14 protein-coding genes are annotated in these 16,820 nt (G+C 52.7%); 9 read left to right on the top strand and 5 right to left on the bottom strand.

Going from position 1 to position 16,820, the window contains the following annotated elements:
- Nucleotides 1–298: 298 nt before the first annotated feature.
- Nucleotides 299–1,237 (top strand): bile acid:sodium symporter family protein, encoded by a 939-nt coding sequence (locus PCI15_RS14090; protein WP_271270587.1) that lies wholly within the window; start codon nucleotides 299–301, stop codon nucleotides 1,235–1,237.
- A 506-nt stretch (nucleotides 1,238–1,743) separates the two neighbouring features.
- Nucleotides 1,744–3,246, top strand: coding sequence for a malate dehydrogenase (quinone) (gene mqo / locus PCI15_RS14085; protein WP_376787815.1), 1,503 nt, complete (start codon nucleotides 1,744–1,746; stop codon nucleotides 3,244–3,246).
- Between the two features lie 75 nt (nucleotides 3,247–3,321).
- Here mqo and PCI15_RS14080 read toward each other — a convergent pair whose 3' ends face one another.
- Together PCI15_RS14080 and PCI15_RS14075 are read right to left on the bottom strand one after the other, a co-directional pair.
- A complete protein-coding gene (locus tag PCI15_RS14080; protein WP_271270585.1) occupies nucleotides 3,322–3,822 on the bottom strand; it encodes a hypothetical protein in 501 nt (166 codons plus the stop codon).
- Between the two features lie 167 nt (nucleotides 3,823–3,989).
- A complete protein-coding gene (locus PCI15_RS14075) occupies nucleotides 3,990–4,604 on the bottom strand; it encodes a riboflavin synthase subunit alpha (protein ID WP_271270584.1) in 615 nt (204 codons plus the stop codon).
- Between the two features lie 176 nt (nucleotides 4,605–4,780).
- Between PCI15_RS14075 and PCI15_RS14070 the strand changes: the two genes are divergently transcribed.
- The gene (locus tag PCI15_RS14070) at nucleotides 4,781–5,683 is read left to right on the top strand and encodes a TIGR01777 family oxidoreductase (protein ID WP_271270583.1); all 903 of its coding nucleotides are present in this window, start codon (nucleotides 4,781–4,783) and stop codon (nucleotides 5,681–5,683) included.
- Here the strand turns inward: PCI15_RS14070 and PCI15_RS14065 are convergent, their stop codons facing one another.
- Nucleotides 5,684–7,474 carry a BatD family protein gene (locus PCI15_RS14065; RefSeq protein ID WP_271270582.1) on the bottom strand — a complete coding sequence of 597 codons (1,791 nt, stop codon included), beginning with the start codon at nucleotides 7,472–7,474 and terminating at the stop codon, nucleotides 5,684–5,686.
- A gap of 256 nt (nucleotides 7,475–7,730) precedes the next feature.
- Between PCI15_RS14065 and PCI15_RS14060 the strand changes: the two genes are divergently transcribed.
- Entirely contained in the window at nucleotides 7,731–7,949 is a 219-nt protein-coding gene (locus PCI15_RS14060; RefSeq protein WP_271270581.1) for a DUF2835 domain-containing protein, read from the top strand.
- A 74-nt stretch (nucleotides 7,950–8,023) separates the two neighbouring features.
- Nucleotides 8,024–9,052, top strand: coding sequence for a quinone-dependent dihydroorotate dehydrogenase (locus PCI15_RS14055; protein ID WP_271270580.1), 1,029 nt, complete (start codon nucleotides 8,024–8,026; stop codon nucleotides 9,050–9,052).
- A gap of 127 nt (nucleotides 9,053–9,179) precedes the next feature.
- Here the strand turns inward: PCI15_RS14055 and PCI15_RS14050 are convergent, their stop codons facing one another.
- Nucleotides 9,180–9,389: a BatR family protein gene (locus PCI15_RS14050; protein ID WP_205656703.1), complete on the bottom strand. Its 210-nt coding sequence runs from the start codon at nucleotides 9,387–9,389 to the stop codon at nucleotides 9,180–9,182.
- Nucleotides 9,390–9,906: 517 nt separating this feature from the next.
- Here PCI15_RS14050 and rlmKL point away from each other — a divergent pair.
- Nucleotides 9,907–12,090 carry a bifunctional 23S rRNA (guanine(2069)-N(7))-methyltransferase RlmK/23S rRNA (guanine(2445)-N(2))-methyltransferase RlmL gene (gene rlmKL / locus PCI15_RS14045; protein ID WP_271270579.1) on the top strand — a complete coding sequence of 728 codons (2,184 nt, stop codon included), beginning with the start codon at nucleotides 9,907–9,909 and terminating at the stop codon, nucleotides 12,088–12,090.
- A 99-nt stretch (nucleotides 12,091–12,189) separates the two neighbouring features.
- On the opposite strand, the gene gltA is transcribed toward rlmKL, so the two are convergent.
- On the bottom strand, nucleotides 12,190–13,470 hold the full coding sequence (gene gltA, locus PCI15_RS14040; RefSeq protein WP_271270578.1) for a citrate synthase: 1,281 nt from the start codon (nucleotides 13,468–13,470) through the stop codon (nucleotides 12,190–12,192).
- Nucleotides 13,471–14,321: 851 nt separating this feature from the next.
- On the opposite strand from gltA, the gene sdhC reads away from it, so the two are divergent.
- Genes sdhC through sdhA form a run of 3 tightly spaced genes read left to right on the top strand, consistent with a single transcriptional unit; the run spans nucleotide 14,322 to nucleotide 16,817 of the window.
- Nucleotides 14,322–14,699 (top strand): succinate dehydrogenase, cytochrome b556 subunit, encoded by a 378-nt coding sequence (gene sdhC / locus PCI15_RS14035; protein WP_271270577.1) that lies wholly within the window; start codon nucleotides 14,322–14,324, stop codon nucleotides 14,697–14,699.
- Nucleotides 14,693–15,040, top strand: coding sequence for a succinate dehydrogenase, hydrophobic membrane anchor protein (gene sdhD, locus PCI15_RS14030; RefSeq protein ID WP_271270576.1), 348 nt, complete (start codon nucleotides 14,693–14,695; stop codon nucleotides 15,038–15,040). Before sdhC ends, sdhD begins: the two co-directional genes overlap by 7 nt.
- A 1-nt stretch (nucleotide 15,041) precedes the next feature.
- Complete coding sequence (sdhA, locus tag PCI15_RS14025) at nucleotides 15,042–16,817, top strand: succinate dehydrogenase flavoprotein subunit (RefSeq protein WP_271270575.1); 1,776 nt, start codon at nucleotides 15,042–15,044, stop codon at nucleotides 16,815–16,817.
- Nucleotides 16,818–16,820: the final 3 nt, after the last annotated feature.

Below are 16,820 nucleotides of genomic sequence, written 5' to 3'. Positions count from 1 at the left end.
ACGCTAAAACATATGGTTAAAAAGTGATCAGTTTGTGTGTATCAGCACGGTTATGGGGCTGTCGGCGGGTTTTTGAATGGCTACCCACAGCGTTATCCACAAGATATGTGAGTAGATCTTTTCAGGCCATGTGCTGCCGGGGTTTGGTGCAGGCTGGGGAAAAAATTTCTCGCCTGTTAAAGGTTTTCTGTGACCCAGGTAAAGGCAGAAAAAACAGGCTGTTATCCGGGTGTTTTTTCAGCCGTTTATACGACTAACGGATAGGCGGCGGTTATATTATCCGGAGCAGCTAAGGCCTATGATGGCGAAAACTTCTGAAACCTGTCTGCAACGGAGTACAGACCTGCCAATGAATAGCCCGGATACAGTTGCCATTTTCCTGCCCCTGGGGCTCTTTGCCGTGATGTTTGCGGTGGGGATGTCACTGTCGGTGAAAGATTTCAGGGTGTTACTGTCCCGGCCGGGCGTACTGGTGCTGGGAGCGCTGTTACAGTTAGTGCTGCTACCTTTGCTGGGTTTAGCTGTTGTGACGTTATTCGCCCTCCCGGCTGTTCTGGCCGCCGGGCTGATGATTGTTACCTTCGCACCGGGAGGCGCCACGTCTAATCTTATGTGTTTGCTGTGCCGGGCGGATACGGCATTGTCGGTCAGTCTGACGGTCATCTCCGGGCTGATTATCCCCTTTACCTTACCGGTGCTGAGTGTGTTTACCCTGCAGCAGTTGCAGCCGGGCGGTGCAGCCATTGATCTTCCGGTGGGGCCGACAATTGCCAAGTTACTGGCAATCGGTGTGTTGCCGGTGATTCTGGGGATGCTGTTACGCCACTGGCAAACTGAATTCTGTATCCGGTCACGGCGCTGGATCAAAGCGGCCGCTGCGCTGATTATGTTGCTGGTGGTGACGGCGCTGACGGTTGCTCAGATGCAGGGGCTGATGCAACTGCTGCCGGTGCTTGCGCCGGCGGTTTTAACCCTGGCGACCGGCGCAATGCTGCTGGCATTTATGGCCGGCAGGTGGTCAGGTGTGGGGACGCCCCGGGCGCTGACGCTGGCCATCGAGACGGGGATCCAGAATGCGGGCACCGGGTTGGTGATAACGGCGGTGATTCTGCAGAACCCGGATATGTCCGCCGCCGTTCTCCTGTATGGCATTCTGATGCAGGTACCGGCCCTTGGGCTGATCATCTGGCGAAATCTGCCGGGGCATTCCGGGCACCGTTCACCGGTGTTGCGTTAGGCTGGGGATTGTTTTTGATTTGCGCCGCGGTGTGTTTTACCGGTATCAGTGGCTGTAAAGTTCTGGCGGTTGGCTGAATTTGCACTAGGGTTATCAGGTCAGGTGCTTTTGCAGGCGCCTGACAGACGGGCTGATGGTGAAGATTGCTGTTTCGAAAACGGCTTCCGGTGATTTTGCAGGTGCAGCGTGAGGATTCCTGTCAAAGCATATTATTGTATAGACCTTAGTGGGAGTATCCGCCTAAGGGATAGTATTTTATTATCCGGTGCCACAAGCTTTTTTGGTCATAATCAGTATAATCAGCGCCACAAATTCCATCCCGGGCGGTAATTCAGCTTCGTTAATAACGAAAGCTGGTTCATTTACCCAGATGGATGCTGCAGCAACTAAACTGCAGAAGCTCTTTACTCAGTGCTGTTGCCGCTGGCTGGATTTCGGTCCTGCTGATTTGTTGCGGTGCAGTGTTGATAGCAGCGTTAATGTCCAGGTTTAAATGGCGGAGATTTATGACCTCGAAAACTGTTGATGTATTACTGGTGGGTGCCGGTGCGATGAGCACCACGTTGGGTGTGCTGCTTAAACAGCTCGATCCTTCCATGAAGATTGCCATGGTAGAGCGTCTTGACCACGTGGCGAATGAAAGTACCGATGCAATGAATAATGCCGGTACGGGCCATGCAGCATACTGTGAGCTGAACTACACAGCGTTGCAGGATGACGGCAGTGTCAGTACTGATAAAGCTTTTAACATTAACGCGTCTTTTGAAGCCAGCCTGCAATTCTGGTCTTATCTGGTTGAGCAGGGGTGCCTGCCTGATCCTGAACAGTTCATCAGCAACGTACCCCATCAGAGCCTGGTGTGGGGTGAAGAGAATGTTGCGTTCCTGCGTAAGCGTTATGCGGCCCTGAGCCAGCGTGCTCAGTTTGCCGATATGGAATATTCCGAAGATCCGGCAGTACTGACTGAGTGGATGCCGCTGGTGATGCAGAGTCGTCCGGTTGATCAACCGGTGGCAGCTACCCGGGTGCGCTACGGTACCGATGTTAACTTCGGCTCTCTGGCCCGTAACATGGTGGATTATCTGCAGAAACAGGATAACTTTGAGTTATTGCTGGGCCATGCGGTTGAAGACCTTTCCCAGTACAGTGACGGCGACTGGCGGGTTGAACTTAAGTCTCTGAAGGGTAAAGAAACTAAGCTGCGGGCTAAGTTTGTCTTCCTGGGGGCTGGCGGCGGTGCGTTACCGCTGCTGCAGAAATCCGGTATCAGTGAAGGTGACGGCTATGGCGGATTCCCGGTAAGTGGTCAGTGGCTGGTCTGTAACAAGCCGGAAATTGTTGAGCAGCACATGGCCAAGGTTTATGGTCAGGCACCGATCGGCGCGCCGCCGATGTCTGTCCCGCATCTGGACAGCCGGGTGATTGACGGTGAGCGGGCGCTGCTGTTCGGGCCTTTTGCCGGTTTTACCACTAAGTTCCTGAAAGAAGGCTCAGTACTGGATATGCCACTGAGTGTTCGGCTGAATAACCTTAAGCCAATGATGTCGGTGGGCGCCAAGAATATGGATCTGACCCGTTATCTGATCAGTGAGGTGATGCAGTCTCACAGTGACCGTGTGGATGCGTTACGCCGTTTCTTCCCGGACGCTAAAGACGAAGACTGGGAGTTGTCTTACGCCGGTCAGCGGGTCCAGATCATCAAGAAAGATGACAAGGGCAAGGGTAAGCTGGAATTTGGTACTGAGGTTATTTCCTCGGCAGATGGCCGGTTGGCTGCGCTGTTGGGGGCGTCTCCGGGGGCATCTACAGCAACTATGACCATGATTGATGTAATCCGTCGCTGTTTCCCTGAGCAGATTGCTACCCCTGAGTGGCAGGCAAAGCTGAAGCAGATGGTTGAGTCATACGGCGAAGATCTGGTAGCGGATGATGAGCTGTTGCGCCGGGTACGTAAGCGTACTCTGTCTGTGCTGAAAATTGATGATCAGTACGGTGCTGAAGAGGCGTAAGTCCTTTTGCTGATGTATTAAAAAAACCGCAGCCAGAGCTGCGGTTTTTTTTCGCCTGCCGTTTTCTTTACGGGGTTATTCAAATACCAGGCGGATGTAGTGGGTAGCTTTGGGTTTAAGCCGGATCTGGCCACTGACCAGATAATCGCTGTTGAGATTGCCTGACTTCATATAATAGGTGCCTTCCGCCAGGATAAGGGCGGCGTTCTTACCCTGCTCCAGCTTGACGGGGCTTTGCAGTTCACCGCTGTCATCAATGGGGAAAAGGTAGGTATTGCAGTTCACCTGACCGCTCTGTGGATGGATACAGTCGCTGAGTATTACCCGGGTATGGGAGGCTGTTTCCGGTGTTTTATCCCGCATCAGAATCGTGCCGTAGTTACGGCGGGTTTTGCTGGGCTGGCTGGGAGAGACCGACTGACGGGCAATGGCCCGGATGTTGATTGCCTGTGTGCCAGCCTGGGCGGAATGCTGCGTGTCTGGCGTTGGCTGCAGGGCGCAGCCAGTTAAAAAGATGCCTGTCAGACAAAGAATGCCCCGGAGAAAGTCTGACCTGTTGCCTGATTGTTGTTGCACCGGTTCTGCCACTGATGTCGTTTTAGAGGGTACATCCGATGCTGAATATGGCTCAGACTGCCGGCCGTACATGAATACTTATCATGACAACCGGATATGCACTTTGCAATAAAAATCAGTGAATTAGCCGACTTCCGGATGAGTAGTCCGTTATCGGGGCTGGCCGCTCAGCTGTCGCTCCGGTGTGCCATATAGCGTTCAATGGTATCTACCACTGCCTGGGTCTGGCTGTCGATTTCCAGATTAATGGCATCGCCGGGCTGAACAGTGCCAAAGGTGGTTACTGACAGGGTTTCGGGAATCAGATAGACATTGAAGCCGGTATCACTGACTTCGCCGACAGTGAGGCTGCAGCCGTTCAGGGCGACAAAGCCTTTTGGCAGGATGTACTTCATAAATTCCGGGGCGACATCAAACCACAGGATACAGTTATCTGCCGGGGTGTCTTTGCTGCGCAGGCTGATCTGGCTGTGAACGTGGCCGGATAACAGATGGCCGCCGATTTCATCGCCAAAGCGTGCCGCCCGTTCAAAGTTCACTTTGGCCCCCTGTTGCAGTGCGCCAAGGTTGGTCACCCGCAGGGTTTCCATAATGAGGTCGAAGTGGACCAGCCGGTCACTGAAACCGGTGATGGTCAGGCAGGTGCCGTTGACGGCGATGCTGGCCCCGGTCTGCAGGTTATCGCAACTGGCCTGCGGCAGTTCCAGGGTGAGCCGCATAAAGTTTTCCTGCCGCTCCAGTTGGGTGACGGTGGCGATGCCTTGTACGATACCTGTAAACATAAATGTCTCTCATTTGTGGGCAGCCGGCTGCCGGGGATTAAGCTGTCATCACGTTAAACGTGTTAGCTGAGATCTTTATATAGAGATCCACAGAATGGATTTCAAGGTATAAGATGGTAAAGAGCCTGTGTACTTTTTACAGGCGCAGATGCCGAAAGAAGGGATGGGGTAACCGTATGCATATTCTGATGAGTGGCGGAACAGGGTTTATTGGTCAGGCGCTGGTGCCGGTACTGCTGGCCGAAGGCCATTCGCTGACACTCTGGGTTCGCTCAGAAGCAAAGTTGCGGCGCTTATATGGAGACAGTGTCAGTGGTGTCGCTTCACTGGATCTTCTTGGGGATGATGTGCATATTGATGCGGTTATTAATCTGGCGGGGGAAGGCATTGCCGATGCCCGCTGGTCTGAGTCACGTAAGCAGCTGCTGCTGAACAGCCGACTTGGGGTGACGGACGCGCTGGTCGCACTGATTGAGCGCCTGCAGAATAAGCCGGCGGTTTTGCTCAGTGGTTCCGCTATCGGTTATTACGGCAGTCAGCCGTCTGACCGGGTGTTAACTGAAGACGCAGAACCCCATGATGAATTTGCCCACGAGCTGTGCCGGCGCTGGGAAGAGAGTGCCCTGCGGGCTGAAGCGTCCGGCGTAAGAGTGTGCCTGCTGCGTACAGGGATTGTGCTGGGTAACGGCGGCGCGCTGGCTAAAATGCTGCCACCGTTCCGGTTCGGGCTGGGCGGGCGGATTGCTTCCGGTGAGCAGGCGATGTCATGGATTCACCTTCAGGATGAGCTGGCGATTATTGTTTTTCTGCTTAAACATCCGGAATGTTCCGGTGCCTATAACCTGACGGCTCCCGGTGCCGTCAGTAATGCTGAGTTCACTGCTGAGCTGGGTCGGGCTTTGCACCGCCCGGCGATATTGCCGCTGCCGGCACTGGTGCCGGGGCTGATGCTTGGTGAAGGGGCTGTACTGCTGTTAAAAGGGCAGCGGGTGTATCCGAAGCGCATAGAAGATGCCGGCTACCGGTTCAGTTACCCTGAACTTCCGGCAGCCCTTGAGGCAGTTATGGCTGAAGGCTGATCAGAGGGTCTGTAACAGTGCGGACTGGCGATCCCGGATTTTATAAAGGGCATTGGCGAGCAGGTCACCGGCCCAGTCATCAGCATCGTGTTCGTTAATGTGGTTTTCAAGATCAATCAGCAGCAGTTCCAGGGTTTTGCTGCCGCTGGCGTGAATCATGTCCATGCTGTTATGTACCTCTTTGTCCGGCCAGATATACCGGGCCCATTCAAGCATCATTAGCCGGGCTTCCAGCGCCATACCCTGATGGCAGGCCTGTATTGTGGCATTAAAAGCCTCTTCTTCAGCAACCTGAATGGCCATCAGGTCAGCAGCATCCAGCTCTTCTTCCACGCTGTCAGGGATGCTGTCCGGGTCTTCGGTCAGAGGCATCGACGGCGCAAAAGGGTCCTGTTTCATTTTACGCAGGCGGGCAAAGGTATACAGCCAGCCGAGTGCACAGAGAATACTGAAGCCGGCCAGTAACCAGACAATGAAAGGCAGCGAAGTATCCTGGGGTGACGCAGGAAGGGGCTGAACAGGTGGCGCCGCTTCAGGTGTTGCCGGCTTCATTACGGTGTTTTCCTGCATCACCGGGGCAGTTATTGCTGCTGATATTTCCTCAGCAGGTTCTGCCGGTGCCATTGCTTTCATTGCTTCGGCCGGTGGCAGGCTTTCACCTATGCTGATCGGGGCTGCGCCGGGAATGATCCGCAGGATAGCGCTTGGCAGGGTGGCTCGCTCATTGCGGTCACGCTCGGTGTTCCACCAGGGAATAACAATCTGTGGCAGGGTAACTTCACCCCGTTCGGTGGGAATAATGGTAATGACTTCGGTACGGCTGCTTAACAGTCCTGCGCCGGTAATTTCTTCATTCAGGGTCACTTCTTCAATGGCAATGCGGGCCAGTTCGTTCCGCAGGGGCATCAGCGAGGGCAGATTGCTGGCGGGTACACCTTCGGCACTGAGGGTGATGGTCCGCCGGATGGCCGCACCCGGTACCAGGGGTTCAGGCATCTGCCAGGTTTCGCTAATGCTGGCTTTGCTGCTGGGCAACCAGAAACCGGGCGGGTCCTGAGGGGCCTGATTCAGAATGGCGATATTCAGTGGTGGGCTGGTTACCTCTGCTGCGCCGGGACCGTTGCGGAAGCTGGCCTGAGGAATGATCAACTGGCCGGGCTGCAACGGGAATATGGCGTAATTATGTTCCAGTACCTGATAGCTTTCGCCCTGAAAGCGGGTGGTGTACTGGCGCGGTTCCCCCAGTGACTTTACTTCGGCATTGTCTATTTCCGGCTGTTGCAGATGAGCAAGCTGTACCAGAGGCTCCTGGTGAAAGACCCTGATGCTGTAAAGCAACTGGCTGTTGACATAAATTTCGTTGTTATCGACGTTGTGCTCGACGAATTCATTCTGGGGGGCGGCGGCTGCCGGGCGGTTCTGGCTTGGCAGCACCGTCAGGGAAATTGTCGGGCTGAGTTCGTCGTTGATCAGTAATTCGGGAATTTGCAGTTCGCCGCTTTTACGCGGGCGGAGCAGTATCTGCCAGCGGCTGCTGTAGGTGTTATTACCGTTGGTGTGGCTGGATACGCTCATTTGCTTGCTGCCAAGGAAATGAAAGTCTTTATTCAGGGGGGAAAAATCCGGCCGACGGGCACTGCGCTGATCCACTTCGACGGTCAGTAGCACGGTTTCATTCTCGTTGATGGCATAGCGGTCAGGATAAACGCTTACCTGCGCCTGCAGCAGGCCGGAAAAAAACAGGCTTAAGGCACCTGACAGAATGACTGAGAAATTAAGTAAGCGTTGCATGCTGGCAGGTGAAGTCCTGTTGCGCTGATAGTATAGATGCCGGCAGTTTTTCGGATGCGGGCACCGGAAGTTTAAGCTTAGGATTATAACGGGGTTTTCGGTAAATCCCAGTGGTCACAGGAGGCGGGTATTAAAAAGCGGCGAATATGAGTTGCCTGGGGTGTCCGGATGTCTTTTTGTTACCGGTTATCATGGAATCCTGATCTTTTCCTGATATAAAATAACGGTAATTTTATGATCAGTTTTAAGCGGGATTATGCAGCAGATTATTGTTGATATCAGCCTGAGTAGCGAAGAGTTTTTACAGCATTACCGGGGGACGGCGAAAAATGTCGTAGCCCGCAGCCGGGATGGCCGGCGTATCCGGTTCCCCGCAGAGATACTGCGGCCGTTTTTGTTACACAGCGGAATCAGTGGCAGTTTTGTGATTCGTTTTGATGAAGGGGGAAAATTTAGCGATATCCGGCGTTTATAAGGGGATGGCTTTTTACTCTGTTTCACCGATTGCTTATAATGCCGCCTGAATTTTAAACCGATATGTGGCCGCCAATGTTATATCAACTCGCTCGTTCTGCACTGTTTCAGCTTGATCCTGAAGTTTCCCATGACCTGACTCTGAAAAGTATGCAGCTGATGGGCAGCAGCGGACTGAATAAGTTACTGGCGTGCAAGCAGCCGGAGTTGCCGGTGAATGTGATGGGAATCGACTTTCCAAACCCGGTGGGGCTGGCTGCAGGTCTGGATAAGAATGCTGTCGCCATCGATGCGATGTCTGCGCTGGGGTTTGGGTTTGTGGAAGTGGGCACGGTAACGCCGCGGCCTCAGCCGGGAAATCCGAAGCCGCGGATTTTTCGTCTGCCACAGCAGCACGCGATTATTAACCGGATGGGGTTTAATAATCTGGGCGTGGATACCCTGTTAGAGAATGTGGCCAGAAGCCGTTACAACGGGGTGCTGGGCATTAATATCGGTAAGAATATTGATACCCCTGTTGAAAGTGCGCTGGATGATTACCTGTTGTGTATGCGTAAGGTCTACGATAAAGCGACGTATATTACTGTGAATGTTTCCTCGCCCAATACACCGGGCCTGCGCAATCTGCAGTTTGGTGATTCACTGAATGAGCTGCTGGAAAACCTTAAGGAAGAGCAGGCCAAGCTGGCACAGGTGTTCGGTAAGTATGTGCCTGTAGCCGTTAAAATCGCGCCGGATATGAACGAAGAAGAATTCGGTCTGGTGGCAGCCTCCCTGAAGCAGTTCGAGCTTGACGGTGTGATTGCAACCAATACCACATTGTCCCGTGAAGGGGTGGAAGGGTTGCAGCACGGTGATGAGGCTGGTGGTCTGAGTGGCGCACCGGTTCGCAGCGGTTCTACACGAGCGGTGCGGATTCTTGCCCGTGAGCTGGACGGCGCGTTACCGATTATCGGTGTGGGCGGTATTACCGACGGTTTTGATGCCCGGGAAAAAATTGAAGCCGGTGCCAGTCTGGTGCAGATTTACAGTGGTTTCATCTATCAGGGGCCGGCGCTTATCCGGGATTCTGTTCAGGCGATAGCTGAGCTGGGCGATAGCTGAGTTATCTTGCCGGGATAAAAAAATAGGGCCTGAAACAGCGTTTCAGGCCCTTTTTTAATGGGTTAGGAAAAGTGAGTGTTATAGCTGAATCCTGCTGCCGTAAGGCTGGGCAGGATTCTGTGGGGTGTTAATGAAGAGACGGGTTGATGTTAATAGCTGAGACCCCGGACTGACCGTTCCAGTGCGCTTCGCGGCCTTCTCTCCAGCCACTCATCCAGTGACTGCGTAAATCGTTGACGTTGTTAACGGGACACTCGTCCCGGGATTTACCAATCAGGCCTGCCTGAAAACCACGGTTGAATAGTACGGAGGAACGATCTCGCTTTTGTCTTTTCATAAGACAACCTCTCTTTAAGGTTTAACATTGAAGGCAGGATAGCCGTCCTCTGGAATCCCTTAGCTGTCGGGTGACTCTTGATTATCTGCCAGCAATAATAGCTATCCATTTCTCTGTGAATCAGGGGCAGAGTGATCTTGCCTCTGAACATCGCACTCCACCATTTATACTCAATTCAGCTTCGCTGTGTAATTAAAAAAGCATATTAACGGTTGGCTTTTAATAAATTTGTAATCTTCGCAGTTGCAATAATGCCGTGTTTTCAAGCAGTTAATCTACGCGGGTATTTTTTAAATAGATGTTTGAAATATTTTCATCTGATATGGCGCAATTTTTGTACTCATTTGTCCTTATGCGAGTTGTCTTTTGGTGATTCTGATCTAATGGTGCCGGAGTGGGGAAGGTGATGCTGACAGGCGTCAGGGGCTGTTTGACTGGTGTTATGCCGGCCGGCGCGTTACCATGCGTGTCCTGACTATCTGTGTCCCGCATCCATCTATTTGAATACCTGTCTGATATGAATTTTTTTGCTACCTGTCCCAAAGGCCTGGAGCCTGTTTTATTTAATGAACTTGAATCTCTGGGGGTGACGGATTGCCGTCAGACTCTGGCAGGGGTGAGTTTTGCCGGCGAGCTGGCTGAGGCTTACCGGGTATGTCTGTGGTCGCGGGTGGCTAACCGGGTCTTGCTGGTATTGCATGAAGCCGGTGAAGTTGAAACCGCTGATGACCTGTATCAGGCGGTGCGTGCGGTGAGCTGGCTGGATCACCTGCGGGCCAGTGGTACGCTGACGGTGGATTTTTCCGGTCAGTCACAGGCCATCAGTCACAGCCGCTTTGGTGCTCAGAAGGTGAAGGACGGGATTGTCGATCAGATCCGTGAAGAGACCGGACGCCGGCCATCCGTTGACCGTGTGCGCCCGGATTTACGGGTGAATGTACGTCTGAACCGGGGTAAGTTACGGATCTGTCTGGACCTGTCCGGTGACAGCTTGCACCGTCGCGGCTATCGTTTGCAGGCAGGTAAAGCACCGATGAAGGAAAACCTGGCGGCGGCGCTTTTATACCGCAGCCAGTGGCAGGATTTTTATGCGCAGGGGCAGGGGCTGATCGATCCGATGTGTGGTTCCGGTACCTTGCTGATTGAAGCGGCGATGATGGCGGCAGATATTGCGCCGGGTCTGCAGCGCCGTGAATTTGGTTTTACCCACTGGCCGCAACATAAGGCATCTGTATGGCGGGAGCTGGTGGAAGAGGCACAGGCGCGCCGTGATGCGGGTCTGGCGGCAGTGAATATTAAGCTGGCCGGTTTCGATTCCGATGCTAAGGTTTTGGCGACCGCGCAGGAGAATGCCAGCCGTGCAGGGGTTGATCACCTGATGCATTTTGAGCGCCGCGAGCTGGCCAAGCTGTCGCGTCCTGCGAAAATGGAGCAGGGTTTGTTGCTGACTAACCCGCCGTACGGTGAGCGTCTGGGTGATGAGCCGACACTGTATTTTCTCTATCAGCATCTTGGTGAGCGTCTTAAGGCGGATTTTGCCGGCTGGCGAGCCGCGGTATTTACCGGTAATCCAGAGCTGTGCAAGATGATGAAGCTGGCGGTAGATAAGCGTTACAAGCTGTATAATGGTGCGCTGGAAAGCCAGTTGCTGATGTTTGATATCCGCGCCCGTACTGCTGAAGAAGTCGCGCAGGCTGAAGAGAAAGCACAGCAGGATCAGGAAAAGTATAAAACTGAAGCCGGTGCCATTGCGTTGTCCGAAGGGGCGACCATGTTTGCTAACCGGGTGAAGAAGAATTTAAAGCAATTGGGTAAATGGGCCCGTAAGCAGGATATCAGCTGTTACCGGATCTATGATGCTGATCTGCCTGAGTATGCCGTTGCGGTCGATCGTTACGGTGACTGGCTCCATGTGCAGGAATATGCTGCACCTAAGAGTGTTGATACTGTTAAAGCCTTTGAACGCGTGCAGGAAGTGATGCAGGTCTTGCCTGGCGTGCTGGAAATGCCAGCAGATAAGGTGGTGCTGAAACAGCGTCGCCGTCAGCAGGGCAGCAGTCAGTATGAAAAGCAGAATGCGACTGAGCATTTCTTCGAGGTGCAGGAGGGTGGCTGCCGGATTCTGGTCAATCTCCAGGATTATCTGGATACCGGGCTGTTCCTGGATCACCGTCCGGTGCGTCTGCAGATTCAGCAAGAGTCTGCCGGTAAGGATATTCTGAACCTGTTCAGTTATACAGCGACGGCTTCATTGCATGCGGCTAAGGGCGGTGCGCGTTCGACCACCAGTGTTGATATGTCGGCAACTTACCTTGGCTGGGCGCGTAAGAACTTTGCGCTTAATGGTTTTGCTGAAACCCGCCATCATTTTTTGCAGGAAGACTGCATCAAGTGGCTGAAGGCGCAAAAGGGCCAGCAGTTTGATCTGATCTTTATGGATCCGCCGACCTTCTCGAACTCTAAGCGCATGCATGATGTGCTGGATGTGCAGCGCGATCATGTGATGCTGGTGGATCAGGCGATGCAGTTGCTGCGCCCAGGCGGTAAGCTTATCTTTTCGAATAACTATCGCCGCTTTAAGTTGGATGAGGCGTTGCAGCAGCGTTATCAGGTTAAAGATATTACCCGCTCAACCATCGATCTGGATTTTAAGCGTAATGCTAAAATTCACTGCTGTTTTGAGTTTGTAAAGCCGGAGTAAAGCAGGGGAGTTGCGGTCAGCGACTGCCGGTGTAGCCGGTTCTGAAGAGAATAAAAAAGGCCATCATATGATGGCCTTTTTTGTGGCTTGTCAGCGGGATTACTTTTTCTCGTAATCGCGCTTGGTCGGGCCGGTGTATAGCTGGCGCGGGCGGCCGATTTTGTTCGGGCCGCTGTGGAATTCGCTCCAGTGAGAGATCCAGCCGATTGTCCGTGACAGAGCGAAGATAACGGTAAACATGTTCGTTGGGATACCGATAGCCTTCAGGATGATGCCGGAGTAGAAGTCTACATTCGGGTACAGTTTACGCTGGATGAAGTAATCATCTTCCAGGGCGATCTGTTCCAGGCGCTTGGCGATCTTCAGGAAAGGATCGTTTTCAATACCCAGTTCAGCCAGTACTTCGTCACAGGTTTGCTTCATAACCTTGGCGCGAGGGTCAAAGTTACGGTAAACACGGTGGCCGAAGCCCATCAGGCGGAAAGAGTCTTCAGGATCTTTCGCGCGCTGAATAAACTCATCGATGTTAGATTCGTCACCGATTTCCTGCAGCATGGTCAGTACGGCTTCGTTTGCACCGCCGTGCGCAGGTCCCCACAGGGCAGCAATACCGGATGCGATACAGGCGAATGGGTTAGCGCCGGAAGAACCTGCTAAACGGACGGTAGAAGTGGATGCGTTTTGTTCGTGATCTGCGTGTAACAGGAAGATGCGGTCCATGGCTTTAGCCAGTACCGGATTAGTTACATAGTCTTCACACGGGTTGCCAAACATCATCTGCAGGAAGTTGTCTGCATAATCCAGTTCGTTACGCGGGTACTGGAAGGGCTGGCCAATGCTGTATTTGTAACACATGGCAGCAATGGTTGGCATTTTGGCGATCAGACGGAAAGCACACACTTCACGGTGGTGCGCATCGTCGATATCCAGAGAATCGTGGTAGAAGGCGGACAGTGCGCCGACAACCGCTACCATGATCGCCATTGGGTGTGCGTCACGGCGGAAGCCGTTGAAGAAGTGTGTCATCTGTTCGTGAACCATGGTGTGGTTCTTAACAGTCTTAACGAAGACTTCTTTCTGTTCCGGGGTTGGCAGTTCGCCGTTTAAAAGTAAGAAGCAGACTTCCAGGTAATCGGAATTTTCTGCCAGCTGTTCGATCGGGTAGCCGCCATGCAGCAGTACACCTTTGGCACCATCGATATAAGTGATGCTGGACTCGCAGGCTGCGGTGGAAACGAAGCCCGGGTCATAAGTGAACAGGCCTTTGCTAGTCAGAGCGCGTACGTCAACCACATCGGGACCTGTGGTGCCGGTATAAACCGGAAGTTCGATGACTTCCTCGAGACCATCGACCGTTAAGCGTGCTTTCTTGTCAGCCATTAGAGGCTCCTATCATTTCTGGTTATCTGAATGACTCAAGAGCCTTTGAGGGAACCGCAGGACCGGCGCTGGCTATATATAAGCAGGCGGTCGGGTTTGCTCAGAGGCTCCTGTAATACTAGTCACGTTAGGGAAACCGCTCTTGGTCCAACCGGCAGATTGATAACAATTTCTGCAGATTGCCAAGCTTTTTTCAGGGTTTCGTCTGAGTCTCTGCTCGTAATAGGACCCAGACAATATAGAGACTTACACGAAATTGTCAATTTATATTCGGATTTCTGTGTTGCGGTGCAGCATGAGGTGTTGATGTGTCTGTTTTTTGGGTTTATTGATGTTTTTCAGTTAGTTAGGCGGTGTTTGTTAAGTGAGTATTTAGAAGTTTATGCCGCAGATAGCGACTTTTGTATGATTCTGAATGTCGTTGCCGGCAGGGTGTAAAAAGAAGGTTTTTAAAAAAAAATTAACAGTACCCATCGCGAGTGGAGAAGCCGGAATGTTGACACTATTATGCAGGTTAATCAATTTTGCCTGAGGCCAAGTATGGCGCGGGTTTTACGATGGTGGATGCGACATCTTCTGTCGCATTGAGGAAAACGATTTAGGTGCTGAAGGGGGCTTTTTTGGCTGTTTTCTGATCGTGTGATCTGGCTGTAAGTACCTAGACAAAGGGCTTAGAGGCCTGTTGCTTAATTGTAATATTAGTGCGAGCTGGTATACTCTCGCACCAGCTTGCAGGCCCGTATTTAAAGGGGTGTAGGCGTTGGACCGAGGTACTTACTTTGTCTTTGAACACTACCCTTTTATAACTTAGCCCTGCGATCGGGCTAACCAATAAAGTGTGAACAAGAGCCGTGAACAAGAAAAGACCCGTAAACTTAGATCTACGAACTATTAAACAGCCATTACCGGCGATTACATCCATTCTGCATCGTGCAACTGGTCTGGCACTATTTTTTGGTGCCTTCTTCATGCTGTATGCCCTGGGGATGTCTCTTGAGTCTGAGCAGGGTTTTAACGCTGCCGCACAGATGCTGACGGAGAGCTTCTTTGCGAAGCTGATTGCCTGGGGATTGGTTTCAGCATTGCTGTATCACTTCTTTGCCGGTATCAAACATCTGATTATGGATTTTGGTCATTGTGAAGAGTTGGAGTCTGGACAGAAGGCCGCCAAAGCGACTTTAGTTATTGCGGCTATCGCAATTCTGCTGGCAGGAGTATGGATATGGTAACTTCAATTACAAGTTTTGGTCGCAGCGGCTTATATGACTGGATGATCCAGCGTGTAACGGCTGTCGTACTGCTTGCTTACACGATCTTCATGATCGGTTATCTGTTAATGAATCCGGATCTGGATTACAACCAGTGGAGCGGCCTGTTTGAGGGCACGGTGATGCGTATCTTTACGCTGCTGACAATCCTGTCTCTGGCGGCACACGCCTGGATCGGAATGTGGTCTATCTCGACTGATTATATCAAGCCAACCGGTATCCGTTTTCTGTTCCAATCTGCGTGTGGTCTGCTGACCTTTATCTACGTTGTTTGGGGTGTTCAGATCCTGTGGGGAGCATAAGATGAGCAGCAAGTTACGTACCCTGACCTTTGACGGGATTGTAATTGGTGGCGGTGGTGCCGGTATGCGTGCCGCGCTGCAACTGGCCCAGTCGGGCCTGAATACTGCGTGTATTACAAAAGTATTTCCAACCCGTTCGCATACGGTGTCTGCGCAGGGTGGTATTACCTGTGCGATTGCCAGTGCGGATCCGAACGATGACTGGCGCTGGCACATGTACGATACCGTCAAGGGTTCCGATTATATCGGTGACCAGGACGCGATCGAATACATGTGTTCTGTAGGCCCGCAGGCGGTATTTGAGCTGGACCACATGGGTCTGCCGTTTTCCCGTACTGAAGAAGGCCGTATTTACCAGCGTCCTTTCGGTGGTCAGTCTAAAAACTTTGGTGAAGGTGGGCAGGCAGCCCGGACCTGTGCGGCCGCTGACCGTACCGGTCATGCGCTGCTGCACGCACTGTACCAGGGTAATATTAAAGCCGGTACCACCTTCCTGAATGAGTGGTATGCGGTTGATCTGGTTAAGAATGCAGATGACGCGGTGGTTGGTGTTATCGCGATCTGCATCGAAACCGGTGAAACAGTGTATATCAAGGCTAAAGCGACCGTGCTTGCGACCGGTGGTGCAGGCCGTATCTATCAGTCCACAACCAATGCGCTGATCAATACCGGTGACGGTATGGGCATGAGTCTGCGTGCCGGTGTACCGGCCCAGGATATGGAAATGTGGCAGTTCCACCCAACCGGTATTGCCGGTGCCGGCGTACTGGTAACCGAAGGTTGCCGGGGTGAGGGTGGTTACCTGGTCAATAAGGATGGCGAACGCTTCATGGAGCGTTATGCGCCTAACGCGAAAGACCTGGCTGGCCGTGACGTGGTTGCCCGCTCTATGGTGCTGGAGATTCTGGCTGGCCGTGGTTGCGGTGAGGAAGGTGATCACGTATTCCTGAAGCTGGATCATCTTGGGGCTGATACCCTGAATGCCAAGCTGCCGGGTATCCTTGAGTTGTCCCGTACCTTTGCGCATGCTGATCCGATTAAAGAGCCGATTCCGGTTGTTCCGACCTGTCACTACATGATGGGCGGTGTCACCACCAATATCGGTGGTCAGGCGATCGGTGCGGATGCGGACGGTAACGATACCATCATCGACGGCCTGTTTGCCTGCGGTGAAGTTGCCTGTGTATCGGTACACGGTGCAAACCGTCTGGGCGGTAACTCGCTGCTTGATCTGGTGGTATTTGGCCGTGCGGCCGGTATCCAGATTGAGAAGCAGATGCGTGAGGGCTACGAAGTAGCGCCGGCCAGCGAAGCTGATCTGGAACGTGCGATGGCGCGTCTGAACCGTTTGAACAATTCAACCGGTGGTGAAAAGGTTGCTGAGGTTCGTGCTGAACTGCAGAAGACCATGCAGCTGTATTTCGGTGTATTCCGTGAAGGCGAAAGCATGGAGAAAGGTCTGGAGCTGCTTAAGGAAGTGCGTGCCAAGGTGTCTGATCTTCATCTGGAAGATAAGAGCGCGGCATTCAACACGGCCCGTATTGAAGCGCTGGAACTGGAAAACCTGATGGAAGTTGCTGAGGCAACGGCAATCGCTGCTATTACCCGTAAGGAAAGTCGTGGTGCGCATGCCCGTAACGACTACACCGAGCGTGATGATGAAAACTGGTTGTGTCACTCACTGTATCACCCGCAAACGCAACAGATCACCAAGCGTGCTGTTAACTTTGCGCCGAAGACAGTAGATGCCTTCCCGCCAAAAGTTCGAACGTATTAAGGG

It is taken from the genome of Aliamphritea hakodatensis (genome assembly GCF_024347195.1).
GTDB lineage: Bacteria > Pseudomonadota > Gammaproteobacteria > Pseudomonadales > Balneatricaceae > Amphritea > Amphritea hakodatensis.
The sequence above is the reverse complement of the archived record's forward strand: the minus strand, read 5'-3'. Positions and strand labels throughout refer to the sequence as shown.